Source organism: Faecalimicrobium sp. JNUCC 81 (assembly GCF_053667625.1).
Genome location: NZ_CM132203.1, coordinates 629,185 through 645,993, shown reverse-complemented (window position 1 = coordinate 645,993; position 16,809 = coordinate 629,185). Strand labels below are relative to the sequence as shown.

General features: G+C 25.6%; 15 protein-coding genes and 1 other annotated feature (1 of these 16 only partly in view). Of the genes, 4 read left to right on the top strand and 11 right to left on the bottom strand.

The features are described 5' to 3' along the window. Positions 1 to 77 (bottom strand) — a binding site (T-box leader); it reaches 189 nt to the left of the window's first position. Positions 78 to 373: 296 nt separating this feature from the next. The 10 genes from JNUCC81_RS03165 to uppS all read right to left on the bottom strand — a co-directional run bounded on the left by JNUCC81_RS03165 (position 374) and on the right by uppS (position 11,941). Beyond that, positions 374 to 1,051 carry a pentapeptide repeat-containing protein gene (locus tag JNUCC81_RS03165; protein ID WP_454095280.1) on the bottom strand — a complete coding sequence of 226 codons (678 nt, stop codon included), beginning with the start codon at positions 1,049 to 1,051 and terminating at the stop codon, positions 374 to 376. 88 nt (positions 1,052 to 1,139) lie between these two features. Then, positions 1,140 to 2,852 carry a phosphoenolpyruvate--protein phosphotransferase gene (ptsP, locus tag JNUCC81_RS03160; protein WP_454095279.1) on the bottom strand — a complete coding sequence of 571 codons (1,713 nt, stop codon included), beginning with the start codon at positions 2,850 to 2,852 and terminating at the stop codon, positions 1,140 to 1,142. Between the two features lie 85 nt (positions 2,853 to 2,937). Continuing rightward, entirely contained in the window at positions 2,938 to 3,198 is a 261-nt protein-coding gene (locus tag JNUCC81_RS03155; protein ID WP_454095278.1) for an HPr family phosphocarrier protein, read from the bottom strand. Positions 3,199 to 3,342: 144 nt separating this feature from the next. Further along, complete coding sequence (locus tag JNUCC81_RS03150; protein WP_454095277.1) at positions 3,343 to 4,563, bottom strand: patatin-like phospholipase family protein; 1,221 nt, start codon at positions 4,561 to 4,563, stop codon at positions 3,343 to 3,345. 121 nt (positions 4,564 to 4,684) lie between these two features. Next, positions 4,685 to 5,029: a hypothetical protein gene (locus tag JNUCC81_RS03145; RefSeq protein WP_454095276.1), complete on the bottom strand. Its 345-nt coding sequence runs from the start codon at positions 5,027 to 5,029 to the stop codon at positions 4,685 to 4,687. Between the two features lie 61 nt (positions 5,030 to 5,090). Next, complete coding sequence (locus tag JNUCC81_RS03140) at positions 5,091 to 6,833, bottom strand: Eco57I restriction-modification methylase domain-containing protein (RefSeq protein ID WP_454095275.1); 1,743 nt, start codon at positions 6,831 to 6,833, stop codon at positions 5,091 to 5,093. 30 nt (positions 6,834 to 6,863) lie between these two features. Further along, on the bottom strand, positions 6,864 to 7,766 hold the full coding sequence (locus tag JNUCC81_RS03135) for a patatin-like phospholipase family protein (RefSeq protein WP_454095274.1): 903 nt from the start codon (positions 7,764 to 7,766) through the stop codon (positions 6,864 to 6,866). Between the two features lie 136 nt (positions 7,767 to 7,902). After that, positions 7,903 to 10,137 (bottom strand): bifunctional diguanylate cyclase/phosphodiesterase, encoded by a 2,235-nt coding sequence (locus tag JNUCC81_RS03130; protein ID WP_454095273.1) that lies wholly within the window; start codon positions 10,135 to 10,137, stop codon positions 7,903 to 7,905. A 228-nt stretch (positions 10,138 to 10,365) separates the two neighbouring features. Continuing rightward, a complete protein-coding gene (locus JNUCC81_RS03125) occupies positions 10,366 to 11,187 on the bottom strand; it encodes an N-acetylmuramoyl-L-alanine amidase (RefSeq protein ID WP_454095272.1) in 822 nt (273 codons plus the stop codon). 109 nt (positions 11,188 to 11,296) lie between these two features. Then, a complete protein-coding gene (gene uppS, locus JNUCC81_RS03120; RefSeq protein WP_454095271.1) occupies positions 11,297 to 11,941 on the bottom strand; it encodes a polyprenyl diphosphate synthase in 645 nt (214 codons plus the stop codon). 195 nt (positions 11,942 to 12,136) lie between these two features. Between uppS and JNUCC81_RS03115 the strand changes: the two genes are divergently transcribed. The 4 genes from JNUCC81_RS03115 (at position 12,137) to JNUCC81_RS03100 (ending at position 15,919) form a co-directional block, all read left to right on the top strand. Next, a complete protein-coding gene (locus tag JNUCC81_RS03115) occupies positions 12,137 to 12,601 on the top strand; it encodes a DUF4358 domain-containing protein (RefSeq protein WP_454095270.1) in 465 nt (154 codons plus the stop codon). A gap of 262 nt (positions 12,602 to 12,863) precedes the next feature. Then, the gene (locus JNUCC81_RS03110) at positions 12,864 to 14,090 is read left to right on the top strand and encodes an MBOAT family O-acyltransferase (protein WP_454095269.1); all 1,227 of its coding nucleotides are present in this window, start codon (positions 12,864 to 12,866) and stop codon (positions 14,088 to 14,090) included. A gap of 17 nt (positions 14,091 to 14,107) precedes the next feature. Further along, positions 14,108 to 15,274 (top strand): DHHW family protein, encoded by a 1,167-nt coding sequence (locus JNUCC81_RS03105; protein ID WP_454095268.1) that lies wholly within the window; start codon positions 14,108 to 14,110, stop codon positions 15,272 to 15,274. Between the two features lie 108 nt (positions 15,275 to 15,382). Then, positions 15,383 to 15,919 (top strand): hypothetical protein, encoded by a 537-nt coding sequence (locus JNUCC81_RS03100; protein ID WP_454095267.1) that lies wholly within the window; start codon positions 15,383 to 15,385, stop codon positions 15,917 to 15,919. Between the two features lie 39 nt (positions 15,920 to 15,958). On the opposite strand, the gene JNUCC81_RS03095 is transcribed toward JNUCC81_RS03100, so the two are convergent. Next, a complete protein-coding gene (locus JNUCC81_RS03095; protein WP_454095266.1) occupies positions 15,959 to 16,750 on the bottom strand; it encodes an HAD family hydrolase in 792 nt (263 codons plus the stop codon). Positions 16,751 to 16,809 lie beyond the last annotated feature (59 nt).

Below are 16,809 nucleotides of genomic sequence, written 5' to 3'. Positions count from 1 at the left end.
ACTTCGTATTGGACTCTCACTATCACCAATTCGCTTTGACTACATTCTATATTTACTCTTCCCTTCAAAGTCTTTACTTTCTAAGCACTTATTTATGTTATAGTAATGATAATCTATCATTTTTTATCTGTCAATAATTTTATTTTTTAATTTTTCTAAATATAAAAAAACACTTTACTATATTTTTCACATTTACTTATTTAAATTAGGAATCTTATTAAATTAACTTAAATTAATTTATTAAAACAATAATATAATGTAATTATTTAAATAATTTATATTTTCTAAAATTTTATCAAAATTTATAATATAATTATTTTTATATAGTACTATTTATTATCTATATACTAATTATGACAAATGATTCCATACATTATTTTATTATAATTTTCATAAGTTTTGTTAATTCTAGAGCTTGTTCCATATTAAAAATAGCACCAGAAACTTCATTAATTCCAACTTCAATTTCTTCTATATTACAAGTTCTAAAATCTACTCCATTTAATTTTGCCTTATGAAAGTTTGAATTTTTAAGTTCATTATTTTCAAGTAATATACCTTCATTTATAATTTCCTGAAATACTGAACTATCTAAATTACATTCTTTTATTTCAACGCCTTTAAATTTTGAGAAAGAAAAATTAATATACTTTCCTAATACATTGTTAAAAGTTACATTTTTTATTACGCAATCTTCAAATCTAGATCCTATTAACTTACAATTTTTAAATTCAACTCTATAAATGCTTGAATCATTGAAGGATATATTCGATAAATCACAGTTTTCAAATACTACATCTAGCAAATCAATTTTGCTAAAATCACATTCATAAAAATCTACATTCTTAAATACACATCCATCTAAGCTTATTCTTATGCCTTCTATATCACTTATAGATGTATCTTGTATTATTTTATTTCTTATAGTTTCATCTTTTTCTATCTCAGAGTATATATCTTCAATTACTTCTAGCTCTTCTAAAAACTTTGGCTTTTCTACTTTAATTTTCTTTTTCATATTATCATCCTTATCTAATTTATATATATACATTATATCTTAAAATTTAGACTATTAACTATTTCATGTATAATTTTATTATACAAAAAAGACCGCTAATTTAGCGGTCTTTATATATTAATTACATATTAAAAGTTTTGTCTACATAATCTTTTATCTCTTTTGCTGTACCCATAGCTAATATTTCATCAGCAAATTTCTTCATATCTTCATGTTTTACAGAAGTTATTAATTTTCTTGCTGGAAGTATAGATATTGGACTCATTGAGAATTCATCAAGACCAAATCCAAGTAATATTGGTATCATTCTTTGATCTCCTGCAGATTCTCCACACATTCCTACCCATTTTCCTTCTTTATGAGCATTATCTATTGTCATTTTTATAAGTCTAAGTACCGCTGGATTAAATTGGTTATATAAGTGACTTATCTTTTGGTTCATTCTATCTACTGCACAAGTATATTGAATTAAATCATTTGTTCCTATTGAGAAGAAGTCAACATGCTTAGCTAATATGTCAGTTATAATAGCAGATGATGGTATTTCTATCATCATACCTACTTCTACATCTTTAGCATAAGCTATACCTTCATTATCAAGTTCAAGTAAGACTTCTTTTATAACTTCTTTAGACGCTAATAATTCTTCTAAAGATGATATCATAGGGAACATTATTCTTAATTTTCCATGAATACTTGCTCTATATAAAGCTCTTAATTGAGTTTTAAATATATCAGTTCTATCTAAACAAAGTCTTATAGCTCTGTACCCTAAGAATGGATTCATTTCAGGTTCCATTTCAAAATATGGTAATTCCTTATCTCCACCTATATCTAATGTTCTTATTACTATAGGCTTTCCATTCATCCCCTCAAGTACAGCTTTATAAGCTTCATATTGTTCTTCTTCTGTTGGGAACGCATCTTCTTTATCCATGTATAAGAATTCGGTTCTATAAAGTCCAACACCTTCAGCATCATTCTTTATTAATCCTTCTACATCGTTAGGACTTCCTATATTTCCGGCTAATTCTACATGTCTTCCATCTAAAGTTATAGATGCTTTTCCTTTTAATAACTCTAAAGATTTTCTGTATTCTTCAAATTCAGACTTTAATTTAGCATATTTAGATTTAGTTTCTTCATCTGGATTTACTATAACTTCTCCTGTATCTCCATTAAATACTATAAAGTCTCCGTCTTTGACTGTTTTAGTTATATTATTAAGTCCGACTACAGCTGCTATTTCTAAAGTTCTAGCCATTATAGCTGTATGAGAAGTTCTTCCACCTATATCAGTTAAAAAACCTAAAACCATTTTTTTGTTCATTGTAGCAGTATCCGATGGCGTTAAGTCATGAGCTATTAACACGACTTCTTCATCTAATCCTGCTAAATCAACAACCTTAACTCCTAATATATGTCTAAGTACTCGATTTGTAACATCTTTTATATCTGCTGCTCTTTCTCTCATATATTCATTGTCCATAGCTTCAAACATACCTACGAACATTTCTTTTATTTCATTTAAAGCAAAATCAGCATTTACCTTTTCGTCTCTTATTTTAGATATAGCAGAGTCTACTAATTCCGGGTCAGCTAAAACTAATAAGTGAGCTTCAAATATTTCAGCTTCATGCTCTCCTAATTCATTGAAAGCTTTTTCCTTAACCTTAGTTAATTCCTCTGTTGAAATTTCTACGGCTTTTTGTAGCTTAGCTACTTCAGCTTCAACATCGTCTACATTTCTTTTTTCTATAACTAATTCACTATGTTCAACTACTAATGCTTTTCCTAGAGCTATTCCAGGAGATGCTCCTGTTCCTTTGTACATATATATACCCTCCAAAAGTTTACTTATTTGTGCTTATATATTTTATATACCAAATAAAACCCCGGAATAAACCGAGGTTTAATTATTATTCTCCAAATCCACCTTCAACTAATTCAACTAATGCATTAACTGCTGCTTCTTGATCTTCACCGTTTGCAACTACTGTTAATTCATCTCCTTGAGCTAATCCTAAGCTCATTATACCCATTATTGATTTAGCATTTACAGTTTTTCCTTTAGCTACAACTTCTACTGTAGATTTAAATTCAGCAGCTTTCTTAACAAACATTCCTGCTGGTCTAGCATGTAATCCACTTGCATTTTTTATACTAACTATTTTTTCCATTTTAAAAAACCTCCAATAAATTTATTCTTAAAGTATTGTTTACTTTATTAACATTTAGTAAATAGATTTTCAAGTATTAGTATTAACACTTGTCTTTTTTTGTCCTATGGTTCAAATTTTGTCCCACTATCCTAATATATAACCTTAACCTTGATTTTTAAAATCTTTTATAAAACAATTTGTCATAATTTTGCTCATTTTGTTTTTTTGTAAAGATAGTATAGGCTTTGTCTCTAAATCTAATATTAAATTTTTATTAGGATTCATATTTTTATTAACAACATCTACTACTTTATTAAAATCATAAAGTTTTAATCTATTTATATTACTTTCCTCAAGTTTTTTTTCATATATACTGTAAAACAAATCTTTATATGAAAATTCTTTTGGTAAGTTAAGTAACTCTCCAACTCTAGGTATTATACTTTCCATCAAAGTTCTAAGTGATGGGTCTTTTTTTATACCTAATAAATTTAGTAAAATTTCTATTGTTTCTTTATCTAGATTTACAAATTTGTTAAAGCAATAATCTTCATCATATTTATAATCTACATTAAAATAATATTTAACTCCCTCGTATCTATCGTATGATTTCATAGCATCTAAATAACCTAAGTTTATGTTTTTAGATACGCTTTCTCTGTCTTTATTTAAAGATCCTCCTAGATACTGGGAAGGTATTATTGTTTTAATATTTATATCAGTATGTTCTTGATATTTATTTAAATTCATTTTTCCAATAAAGTCATCTAAAAGTCTAATAACAACAATATCTTTATATCCCTTAGTTTCTATAAGACTTATTGGCATATTGTCAGAAAACATTCCATCTAAATAAAGTTTATCATCAAGTTTATCTAATTTAAAAATAGGTAAACTTGAACTTGCTATTAAATAGTCTATTAATTTTCCATTTGGTATATCTTCTAAATACCTTGGATATGGATTAATTCTTTTATCCCAGTAAACTGTCATTAAACCAAAATCCTTATTTGCTTTTCTAATAGCATCTTCATTTAACGTTTTCTCTAACAACGCTCTTAGTGGGCTAATATCAATGCCTTCATTCTTTCTAGCTTTATTAATTAATTCTATGACTGTATTAAAATTTTTAGCAGTAAAGTCGATATTTTTATATTTTTCATAACTTTCCTCATCTATATTCATAAAATGAGTATAATCATAAGTCATCCAAATATCTTCCATAACTTCAATATCATTTTGTATTATGTATGCTCCATTTAAAGCTCCTATTGAAGTCCCCGCTACTCCTTGAAATTCAAGTCCTAAATCTCTTAAAGCTTTATACGCTCCTATTTGATATGCACCTTTAGTGCCCCCACCTTCTAATACTAAACCTTTCATAGTCATCACCTATTTTGATGTGAAAGATATATACTTTCTATTAATCTGACTATATTTTATCATAAAAATATAAAAAAAGTATATATCTTTCAAATTTTTATAATCAAAATAATTTATTATTTTATTTTATATCATTTACACTGCTTATTATTTTAACGGATTTTGTAAATAATTTCTTTTCTAAAGCCCCAAGTGATAAACTCCCCATTATATAGTTTCTTGGATCTACTAAATACATTTTTTTATATCCACTTTTTACAAAAGACATACAAACAGTTCTTATATCTTCGTTATTCTCACATTCAAATACTGATGGCGTAACTACTAATCTATACTGTGAAGTTTTAACTCCTTTAGTCATTTGTCTGTAATTTTGCATAAAATCACTAGCATCTCTACTAGTTATATATCCACTAACATCTACATATACTATTTTTTCGTTTTCTGATACTCTAGCACTAATCATAAATTTGCCTCCTAATAAATGTTTTCTTATTAATCATATGACACTTTATGATTATTAGTGATTATAGGAATAGAGATTTTTCAACTAGTTTGTTAATTTCATTTTGCAACTTAACTACATTATTATTATCATTTTCATTTTTATATTTTTTATTTAATAAATTTATTATTTCTTTTGATAAAGATTCAATTTTACTATAATTATAATCTTTAAATACTTTCATTTTCATTACTTTATTTGGGTAATAATCATATATTTTTTTACTCATTTTTTTAGCTGTAATTTTAAAATATTTATCATATATATTACTATTTAATATACCTACTAAATACTCATATGAAAATTCATTTAAATACTCATCTTTTATGAAAAATGAATAAACATCTGCACTACAATATCTATTTTTGTAGTCTATTGCAAACCTATTTTCCATAGATTTATAAGGATACATTATCTTTTTTCTTTCAAATAAACTTTTGTCCCTACCCCACTGTAATTCATGCCATTTTCGAATATTTTTTTTACATTCTCTCCTATTTAATAATTTTTCTTTATAGTTTCCTATATAATTATTTAATTCAAAACTATAATTATCTTCATCATCTATATCATTAGAATATATTAGATTAAATTTACTATCTTCAACTATATATTTACATATGTTTTTATTTTTCACCCAAGGCTTTAAGAGATTTTGATTTATTTTTTTTAAATCTTTATTATCATTTTTTATTACAAAAGCTTTATCACATCCTGTTATAATTCCTTGAAAACTTGTGCATATATCATCTAATATATAGCTACATTTTGAATTTATATTTTCATAAAATTCTTTCTCATCCTCATTTACTATTATCCATTCATCACTTAAATTAGACTGCTTTAATTTGAAGTTTTCAAAGCATTTACCCTCAAGGTAATACTCTAAATCTTTATCTTTTGATATATCTAAGTTTTCATCTTTTAGCTTAAATATATCTATATAATTATTTACCTTATATTCTTTTTTAAATGTAAATATACAGCTTGAAACTCCAATATTTTTAAATATATTCGCACCTGAAAAATCTATTATTTCATCTATTGATACATTTTCATTTACATAATTTCTTAAATCTATACCAGATGGGCTCTCTAAAAAGTATCTTGGCGTTATAACACTTCCTATACCATCTTTCTTTAATAAATCTATTATTTTTTGATAAAAACAAAAATATAAATCAGACTTGCCTTTATATACTTTAAAATATTTTTCTAATAGCATCTTTTTATATTTGTTATCAAGTGATTTTTGACCTACGTAAGGAGGATTTCCTATAATATAGTCAAATTCATTATTAAATTCTTTAATCAATGAATCTACACATTCTATATTTATTTTTTCTACTTTTAAATCTTTATCTTTATTCTTAAGACTTCTTATTAATATATCTATAGCGTCATTATCTATATCACATCCATATATACAATTGCTTATTATATGATTATGAATATTATCAGTTTTCCAATACTTATCACCATATTTTATTTTTAATTCATATATATTTTCTTCAAATAAATCATAAAGAACATCATATACTTCTAATAAAAAATTTCCACAACCACAAGATATATCTAAAATTTTTGGATATGGATTTTTTACTACATCATGACTCATTATAGTCTTCTTTATAATATAATCTACTATCTTTTTAGGTGTATAATAAATTCCTTTTGTTTTTTTAGTGACTACATCCAAACTATCCTCATAATTTTTTGATATGTAAAAATTATCACTACTTGTCTCCCCTAGTTCTTCCCCCATATTCTCCCTCCAAATATGTTATGTTTTATATTAATTCCATTTCTCTTTTAACCATTTAATAGTTTCTTCTAAATCACAACTCTCTCCAACTTCAAGCAAATAATCTATAGATCCACAGTCATCCATAGCTATGTCTTTATTTATTTTTGGATTTATTCTATAATAATTATCTTCCAATAATTTCTTTGAAAATATTTGACTAGTTTGAGAATTTCCCTCTAAAGTTACTGCTATTATAGGAAGGTCTGGATTTTTGCTCATTATCCAATCTATTGCACCCCATGAAGTTGTATCTTCTTTTATACTATTATGGTTATATCCAGTCCCAATTGATAAAAGTCTCATATCAGCCCCCTTCTTATCTAACTCCTTTCCCATAGCATATAATATGCATGATAAACTTGGGTCTGTTGCTATTATACCTCCATCTATATGGTATTTATATGTTGGAAAAAACACTGGAGCTGCACTACTACTCATAGCTACATCTATTACCCTTGCATCTTCTGTTGGTGAATTTGGTATATTATTATAAAAAATCGGCTTCCATGAGCTACTTTCATTTCCTATATAAAAACTTGGTATAACTACTAATTTTCCTAAATCCTTTAATTTTAAATCTATAGGAAATATTTCTAATAAAACTTCTTTTAAATGATCATTATTATATTTAGGTCTTATCATTTCTGAATGAGACTTATCAAATATATATTTTGAATTTTCTACTGAATAAAACTCTTTTATAGTACTTGGACTTACTCCATAAGCTAAAGCTAATGCTATTAGACTCCCCGTTGATGTTCCGCCTATCATATTAGTAGTTCTAACTATTTCTGAAAAATCCTTTTGAATTCTCTCTAAAATACATATACTTAAAGTTCCTTTTAATCCTCCACCATCAAAAGCTAATATATTGAAAGTAGAATTTCTCATACTTATTCCCTCCATAATTTTATATACTTTAGTATATGTAGTTTATACTTTATGTGAGAATCTATAAAGTATTTGCTCGTATATAACTTATTTTTATAGATTGTGATTATAAAAAAAAGATGGGAATCCATCTTTTTCAATTTCTATTTCTATTTCTATTTCTTAATAATAGTTTTTTATATTTTTCTACTTCAACTGGTTTTGAAAATACATATCCTTGTACTATTTCACAGCCTGTACCTTTTAGTATTTCAACCTGACTCATATTTTCAACACCTTCGCATACAGTGTTTAAACTTAAATTCTTTGATAAGTCTACTATTGATTTTAGCATTAACTCTGTTTTCTCATTATTTTCAATATCTAATAAAAGAGATTTATCTAATTTTAATACATCTATTTGTATATCTTTTAAACTACTTAAATTTGAGTTTCCTGTTCCGAAATCATCCATCGCTACCTTCATTCCTAAAGTTTTTATTTCAGATAACTTTTCATTTATAAACTCAATATCATTTAATGCCGTTGATTCAGTTATTTCTATTTCAATTAATCTTGGATCAATTTTATATCTATTAATCCCAAACCTAAGCATATCAACTAAATCTTGTTGATACAACTCTACTCTAGATAAATTTATTGCTATTGGGACAACTTCTATGCCTTCATCAATCCAAGATCTAAGTTTTTTACATACCTCATCAAATACCCATTGACCTATATTATTTATAAATCTAGTTTTCTCTGCTAATGGTATAAACTCCATAGGGCTTACCATTCCCATTGTTGGATGTATCCATCTTATTAAAGCTTCTGCACCAACTATTTTACCTGTATTTATATTGAATTTAGGTTGATAATGTAAAGAGAATTCTTTATTTCTTATTGCTAAAAACAAATCTCTTTCCATTTGAAGAATTTTCTTTTTCTCTTTACTCATATTTTCATCAAATACTACATATTCCCTATACCTAGTTTCCTTTGACTTTAATCTAGCCATATCTGCATTGTCTATAAACTTCTTCATATTTATTGTCTCATTTTCTATTTTATAAATGCCTATAGATAAATCTACGCTTATTTCTAAATTTAGATTCTTCGTACTTTCTATATTTCCTATTTTTTTCTTTATAAATTCCGCTATTTGGTCTATTTTAAATTCTTCTTTAGTTTCTAGAAGTACTCCAAATGTATCTCCTCCAAGTCTTCCATAAACAATATCTCCTTTAAAATAATACTTTAGGTTATTAGAAATTATTTTTAATATTTCATCGCCAATTTTATATCCATATATATCATTTATAAGTTTAAATTTGTCTATATCAAAACATACAAGAACACACTTTCTTCTTCTTTGCCTTAAAATATATTCCTCCGCTTCTGAAACGAATTTATTATAGTTTATAATCCCCGTTAAACTATCTTTAAATGCTATATCCATAACCTTTTTCTCATTATTTTTTTGAATCTTTATTATGTAGCTACAAATAATTAAAGATAGTAATATTACCATTATTAATATACTTAACATAATCTTTGCACTATCTTGTATTTGTAAAAGTATATTTTTCGAAGGAACTGATGTTACCATATACCAATCAGTATCATTTATTTTTGAGAATCCAAAGTAACTCTTTTTACCATGTATTTCTCCTCTTACCTCCCAATATTCATTCCCTTCATGGTAGCTTTTCATTTCATCCGCTGAGTTTTTGTCAAGAAAATCATATACATTTTTTCTTAGCTTATGTTCATGCATAGAAAATAATATATCTCCTGAGTTATTTATAATATATGAGCATCCTTTACCTTCATATATTCCATTTTTTAGTTCCTTAGTTAGAGATGACATATCATTTATACCTATTACGATACCCATTAGTTTATTATTATTTACTATCGGCACTGAATATAAAACAACATCATTTTCATAAGATTTGATTCTTGAAGAGTGTAGTATAATAGGTTTATTTTCCTTAGTAGTTCTTTCTAAAATTTCGTCATTTTTAAAAAAGACATCTTCACCTAAGTTATTTTTTCCTTTTCCGTCTAGTCCTAAAACTAAAATTTTGTTAAATTCTTTGTACTGAACTTTATTATTTAATATATCTGTACTTATTTGAAGTTCTTTATTATCATTAAGCTTAACTTTGCTACCTATAAATTTTAACTCACTAATGTAGTTATTTATTTTACTTTCTATATTATGAGATATTTGTATTGTGATTTCTTTTATATTTTCTTTGTTTTGATTTATACTATTTTCCAACATTTCTTTTGTATATGAAACTGCTACAATAGTTACTATCATAAAAATTAATGCCATAAGAAATATCCCTATACTATTTTTAATATTTTTATGTATTTTCATAATATTTCCCCTATATCCTAATGAATTTATAAAAATCTCCTTTAAAAACCATAATTTATATGTTTTTTACATCTTTTGTCACTTTTTATTATGTGTTAGCGCTCGTCCTAAAATCAATGTTCAAAATTATATTTAAAATATCCATATCTATCTTAGTATACGGTATACTTATTTATTACTTTAGCTATAAAATAATTTTAAAATAAAAAACTGACTTTACATATAAAGTCAGTTTTTTGTTCGTTTTGATTGTTCATCTAGAAATGATAATACCCCTTGAGATATTCCATCTGCTAATTGATTTTGATATTTTTCATCTAATAATTTTTTAACTTCTTTTGGGTTTGTTAAAAAACCACACTCAACTAAAACAGCTGGCATACGAGTATCTTTTATCACTTTATATATATCTTCTCGAGTGCCTCTATCTTTTATAGCAATATAAGAAGCAATTGTTTCCTGTATTTTCTTTGCTAGCTTATCAGAGCCATCATTTGCTCCGGTTCTATAATATGTTTCTATTCCATTGGCGGTAGTTCCACCACCTTCAGCATTTAGATGTATTGATACTAAAGCGTCTACCTTTTGTACATTTGCCATTTTAACTCTATCTTCTAAGCTGATGAATTTATCTTCTGTTCTAGATATTATAACTTGGACATCATTTTGCTTTGATAGTTTAGCTGCAACTTTTTTACCAATTTCTAATGCCACATCTTTTTCATATATTTTACGAGTGCCATCTTGTGTTCCTTTATCATGACCTCCATGACCTGGATCTACTAAAATGGTGTATTTCTTGTCTAGGCTTTCTTTCTTCTCATCTGATAATTCAAATTGCTTTTCTGCTGCTTTTATATCTTCTGCTTTTACTGCTAGCTTTTCTTCCTTATCTTTTATAGCTTGGCTTACTCCAGGTGTAATTTTTGTTATTCCAAATATAAAAAGTCCTAAAAAACAAATTAATATCATTATTTTCTTTTTATTTAATTTTCTTTTTTTAGGCTTAACTTTTCTTCTTCTATTATTACTATTCTTTCTGCCTGACATATTTTCACCTTTCTAGGATTTATTTACTTTTAGAATATATTTGTATTTTAACATCCTAGAAGGCATTTTTCAACATTTTAAGCCTATAGTTTTCTATATTATTACAACTTTATCCTCCTAATGTTATATCTTGTGTATTAAACCAATCAAAAGCTTGCGATATATGATTTTTATTAAAGTCTGGCCAGTATTCATCTACTACATAAAAATCAGCATAAATAGATTGAACTGGTAAAAATCCACTTAATCTTCTTCTTCCACCCCATCTTATTATTAAATCCAATCTAGATATATCAAATGATTGTATATTTTCTTGTATGTTATTTTTATTTACATTTTGTGCATCAGCTAGAGTATTCAAATCCCAATACCATCCATAATTTACCAGTAAATTTGCTTTAATTTGACCATCTTTAGGCTCTATACGTTTTGTGTAAGGCAACAATTCTTTTGGAAACATAGGAGATTTAGTATTTCCCATTACCAAAAGGGCCGCTCCTTCATTTACTAGCATATTTGCTGCATCTACACAAGCTTTAGTAAAAGCCTCTGTCTGATAAGATGGTCTTTTAGTATTATCTGTTGTAAATCCATAGAATGTAACTTCATCAACCCCCATATCCCTACATGCTCTATATGCATCTAGTCCTGGGTCTAAACCATTATCATATCCCATTTCCTTAGTCATTCCCTGATTTTGTGCCCATCTACGATTTCCATCAGGTATTATACCTACGTGCTTTGGTATTCTCATATATATACACCTCTTTCACTAGGAATTATTTACATTTTTTAGGAATAATACTCTTATTTTATCAAATAATATGTATAGTTCTTATTTTCACATTGATTTTTATATTATTTAATAGTAGACTATTATGTAAATTATTGTAATTATATTCATTTAAAAAATTGCATATAATATAAAATCTTACTAGGAGGTAGAATTATGAAAAAATTGTTAGTTTTATTTTCAGTTTTATTATCAATTGGATTAGTTGGATGTTCTTCTAAGTCTGATGTTAAAGATATTCCTGTTGAAGACATAAAAAAAGCTGTCAATAATGAAACTCTTTTACCTATCACACCAGTTTCAGATACTGATGCTAAAGAATTTCATGCTTTTGAAAATGTAAAAGATAATATTAAAGAAGGTTTTGCACTACAAGCTATGATAAATGTAAAATTACAAGATGTATTTGTAGTTAAGACTGATGATGTTGAAAAAATAAAATCAGCTATTGAGGACTATAAAGAAAATTCTTTAAGAATGTTTGCCGATGGATACGGTGGAGAGGAAAATTCTAAAGCCGTTTCTAATTCTATACTAGAAAGCAAAGGTAACTATGTTTACTTTATAGCTACTTCTAATGCAAAGGATATTGAAGCAAAAATACTTGAAGTAATAGAATAATTATATATGAAAAATTAAATTATTAGTTTTTCATTATCAACAAATTTTAAAAGACCTTTTATTAAAAAGGTCTTTTACTATATATTAAATAAAATTGAAAGTTGGTGATATATTGGTTTTTAGCAGTATAACATTTTTATTTTATTTTTTACCATTAGTAATAATTTGCTATTTTTTATCTCCTTATAAATTTAAAAATCTTGTTCTTCTAATTTTTAGTTTAATTTTTTACTCTTATGGAGAACCAATTTATATATTTATTATGATATTTTCGTGTATCTCAGATTATATACATGCTTTGATAATAGATAAAAACAGAAAAAAATTTAAAGCTAAGCTTGCTTTAATTTCATCTATTATTATAAATTTAAGTTTACTTGGATTTTTCAAGTACAGCGATTTTATTATATCAATCTTAAACAGCACTTTAAATACAAATATACCTTTACTTCAAATAACTCTCCCTATTGGAATAAGCTTTTATACATTTCAGACTATGTCCTATACTATAGATGTTTATAGAAATGATGCACCCGTTCAGAAAAGTATTATTTCTCTAGGTACTTTTGTTACATTATTTCCTCAGCTTGTGGCAGGTCCAATAGTTAGATACTTTGATATATGTAAAGATTTAAATAACAGGACTCATAATATAGATAAAGTTTATGAAGGTATCTATAGGTTTATAATCGGTCTATCTAAAAAAATAATACTTGCTAATAACCTTGGATTTATTTGGACTAGTATAAAAACTACTCCTTTTAGTTCACTTTCAAACTTAACTGCTTGGCTTGGAATTATATGTTTTACACTTCAGATATACTTTGACTTTTCTGGGTACTCTGATATGGCAATAGGTCTTGGTAAAATTTTTGGATTTGATTTTTTAGACAACTTTAATTTCCCCTATGTATCAAAATCAATTACAGAGTTTTGGAGAAGATGGCATATTTCTTTAGGAGTATGGTTTAAAGACTATGTTTATGTTCCTCTTGGTGGAAATAGATGCAAAAAATCTAAGTGGTTTTTTAATATTTTTGTTGTATGGTTTTTAACTGGACTTTGGCATGGAGCTAGCTTTAATTTCATTTTATGGGGGCTTTATTTTGGATTTATTTTAGTTTTGGAAAAGTTGTTTTTACTTAAGGTACTTGATAATATTCCTAAACTATTAAGACATTTATATGTTTTATTTTTAGTAATAGTTAGCTTTGTTATATTTGATATTCCTAATTTTAAGGATATTTTTAATTATTTAAATGCTATGTTTAATATAAACAATAGTTTTGTTGATAAACATTTTTATTATTACTTAGTTCCTAATATATTACTTTTAATACTTTCTATAATAGCTTCAACACCTATTATAAAAAATGTATTAGATAAAAATATATATATTAGATCCATAGTTTTAATATTTGGTTTTACTATTTCTTGTGCATTTTTAGTGGATTCTTCATTTAATCCATTTTTATATTTTAGATTTTAAAGAAAGGATAGTAACTTATGAATAAAAAATTAGCTTTTAACAGCTCATTATCAAAAAATTTCAAATCTAATATTTTAAAATATATTACTATTATATTTTTCTTTGTCTCTATTTTTATAGTTCCTATTATTACTCTATCTACTCCTGATAAAAAAATAAATGAAATTGAAAATAAAGTACTAACTCAGTTCCCTGAGTTTTCTCTTCCTAGCATAAAAAGTAAAAGATTTATGAAAAACTTTGATAATTATACTTCAGATCAATTTCCATTTAGGACAGATTTTATTAAATTAAAGAATATGTACAATTATACTATTGGAAATCGTGAATTTCGAGATATTTATATAGGTAAAAATGGTCGTCTTATGGAAAAGTTTATCTTTAATAAAGATATTATAGATAAAAATATTTCCCAGACAATAAATATATCTAAATATCTTTATGATAATTATAATATTAACTCTAAATTAATGGTAATACCTACATCAATAGCTTTTTATGAAGATTTACTTCCTTCTTGGTCATATACTGATAATCAAAAATCTTCACTTAATTATATTGAAGAAAATATAAATTCTAATTTATCAAAACTTAGTTTTTATACTCCTTACAATATATTGAGTAAAAATAAAGATAAATATATATACTTTAATACGGACCATCACTGGACACAACTTGGTGCTAAAATAACTTATGATGATATGTATAATAATAATTTAGATAATAAATTATATAGCAATTATTATAAAGTTGCAGATAATTTTTATGGAACCTATTATTCAAAAGCAATACTACCTCAAATAAAAGGTGATTCTATATCTGCTTATAAAGACTATAATAACTTTAAAATGAGTATGGATTTTAGTAAAAATTTTAACACTCTTTATGATGAAGATAAATTAAATTGTAAAAATAAGTATCAATATTTCCTTCATGGTGATCCAGGCTTTGCAGTTATTGAAGGAAACTCAAGTAAGCTTAGCGAGATACTAATTTTTAAAGATTCTTATGCTCATAGCTTTATACCTTTTTTAACAAATGATTATAGTAAAATTCATGTTGTAGATCCAAGGTATTATAATTTAAATCTTGAAGATTATTTAAATAATAATAAAAATATTAGAGAAGTACTCTTTATTAATAATTTACAAACTTTTAATTCCTATAAATTGTATAAAAAGTAAAATAATACAAATACTATATGATATTAATGAAATTTTTACAAATGAAATAGAAAAAATACTATAGATTAATAGTTAATATTATTTATTCTATTAGGTAAAGGAGAACAAATGAAAAAATTTAGTAAAATTATTTTATGCTTATGTACTATTATATTTTTTACAACGGGATGCTCAAAATCCAATGAAAAATTAGAAAAAATTAATATAAATGATATTAAAAATAATGAAAAAATGACTTCTGATATGATGTATAATATAAGTTATATAATTAAAAATCCATCCCATGATAAGTATACATTTAAATTCAGCCTAGAATCTGATAATGGTAGCTTAGATTTAGGAGAGCTATATAGCCCTGAACAAGATGCTAAAATAAAAGAAGATATTTTTATAACTTTAAGTATATCTAAAAATGAAAATGATGGTTATGTAATTACTAGAGGTGTCTCAACGATTAAAGATAATAAATTAATTGATGAAAGTATAGCTACTAGTGATTTTAGTGCTCTTGGAGTTAATAATGCTAGTTTTGAAGATATAAAATTAGAAAATAAAGAAATAGCTAGTAAAAAAATTCCTATTGTTAATATAAAATCTAAGGGCAGTAAAAATCTTGGAAAAATAAATGTACAAATCGAAAAATAATAGAAGAACCTACTTTTAGTATAAAGTAGGTTCTTTTCATTATAATGATAATTCAAATACTTCTCTTATTTTATCGATTACTCCATCTTCAGTATTTCTCTTAGCTCTAAATCTTGCTACTTTCTTTAAGTCATCATGAGCATTTTCCATAGCATAACTATGATATGCACTTCCCATCATTTCTAAGTCATTTAAATAATCTCCAAATACCATTGTTTCTTCATGTGCTATATTTAAAAGTTCTTGAAGTTTATTTATAGCTACTCCTTTATTTACTCCTTTTGCCATTATATCTAACCAAATAGCTCCAGAAATACTTACTTGTAATTTATCTCTATAATCTTTGTAATAATTGTGACTATTAGTTTCAGAACCTAGAAAATCACATATTGCTATTTTTAATATATCATCTTCTACTTTAGTTAAATCATCTACGATTTTATATTCTTCATAATACTTTTCTGTTTCTTCTATAAACCTTTCATCAGTACTTTCTATATATGCCGATTTTTTACCACATAATATAACATATGCACCCTCTATGGTTCTTCCTATTTTTATAAGCTCTCTTGCTACTTCTTTATCTAACGCATTTAGTAACAATTCTTCTCCTTTATACATTACGAAAGTTCCATTTTCAGCGATAAACATCATATCATCAGCTACATCTTCAAATCTTTTTAATAGATTATAATATTGCCTTCCACTTGCAGCTGCAAATATTACATCCTTCTTTTTTAATTCTTCAAACACTTTATAAAAATCTTTGCTTATTTCATTTTTATCATTTAATAAAGTTCCATCCATATCTGTGGCTATTAATTTTATCATGATTTTCACTCCTGATTTTTGTTAGTTTAAATTTTACTCTCCCTTATTATATACTATTT

Excerpts from the sequence above, each read along its gene's own strand:
- JNUCC81_RS03110 (WP_454095269.1), top strand. The coding sequence starts at position 12,864 with ATGATATTTTCGTGTATCTCAGATTATATACATGCTTTGATAATAGAT.
- JNUCC81_RS03125 (WP_454095272.1), bottom strand. The coding sequence starts at position 11,187 with ATGTCAGGCAGAAAGAATAGTAATAATAGAAGAAGAAAAGTTAAGCCT.
- ptsP (WP_454095279.1), bottom strand. The coding sequence starts at position 2,852 with ATGTACAAAGGAACAGGAGCATCTCCTGGAATAGCTCTAGGAAAAGCA.
- JNUCC81_RS03155 (WP_454095278.1), bottom strand. The coding sequence starts at position 3,198 with ATGGAAAAAATAGTTAGTATAAAAAATGCAAGTGGATTACATGCTAGA.
- JNUCC81_RS03115 (WP_454095270.1), top strand. The coding sequence starts at position 12,137 with ATGAAAAAATTGTTAGTTTTATTTTCAGTTTTATTATCAATTGGATTA.
- JNUCC81_RS03145 (WP_454095276.1), bottom strand. The coding sequence starts at position 5,029 with ATGATTAGTGCTAGAGTATCAGAAAACGAAAAAATAGTATATGTAGAT.
- JNUCC81_RS03095 (WP_454095266.1), bottom strand. The coding sequence starts at position 16,750 with ATGATAAAATTAATAGCCACAGATATGGATGGAACTTTATTAAATGAT.
- JNUCC81_RS03135 (WP_454095274.1), bottom strand. The coding sequence starts at position 7,766 with ATGAGAAATTCTACTTTCAATATATTAGCTTTTGATGGTGGAGGATTA.
- JNUCC81_RS03165 (WP_454095280.1), bottom strand. The coding sequence starts at position 1,051 with ATGTATATATATAAATTAGATAAGGATGATAATATGAAAAAGAAAATT.
- JNUCC81_RS03140 (WP_454095275.1), bottom strand. The coding sequence starts at position 6,833 with ATGGGGGAAGAACTAGGGGAGACAAGTAGTGATAATTTTTACATATCA.
- uppS (WP_454095271.1), bottom strand. The coding sequence starts at position 11,941 with ATGAGAATACCAAAGCACGTAGGTATAATACCTGATGGAAATCGTAGA.
- JNUCC81_RS03105 (WP_454095268.1), top strand. The coding sequence starts at position 14,108 with ATGAATAAAAAATTAGCTTTTAACAGCTCATTATCAAAAAATTTCAAA.
- JNUCC81_RS03150 (WP_454095277.1), bottom strand. The coding sequence starts at position 4,563 with ATGAAAGGTTTAGTATTAGAAGGTGGGGGCACTAAAGGTGCATATCAA.
- JNUCC81_RS03100 (WP_454095267.1), top strand. The coding sequence starts at position 15,383 with ATGAAAAAATTTAGTAAAATTATTTTATGCTTATGTACTATTATATTT.
- JNUCC81_RS03130 (WP_454095273.1), bottom strand. The coding sequence starts at position 10,137 with ATGAAAATACATAAAAATATTAAAAATAGTATAGGGATATTTCTTATG.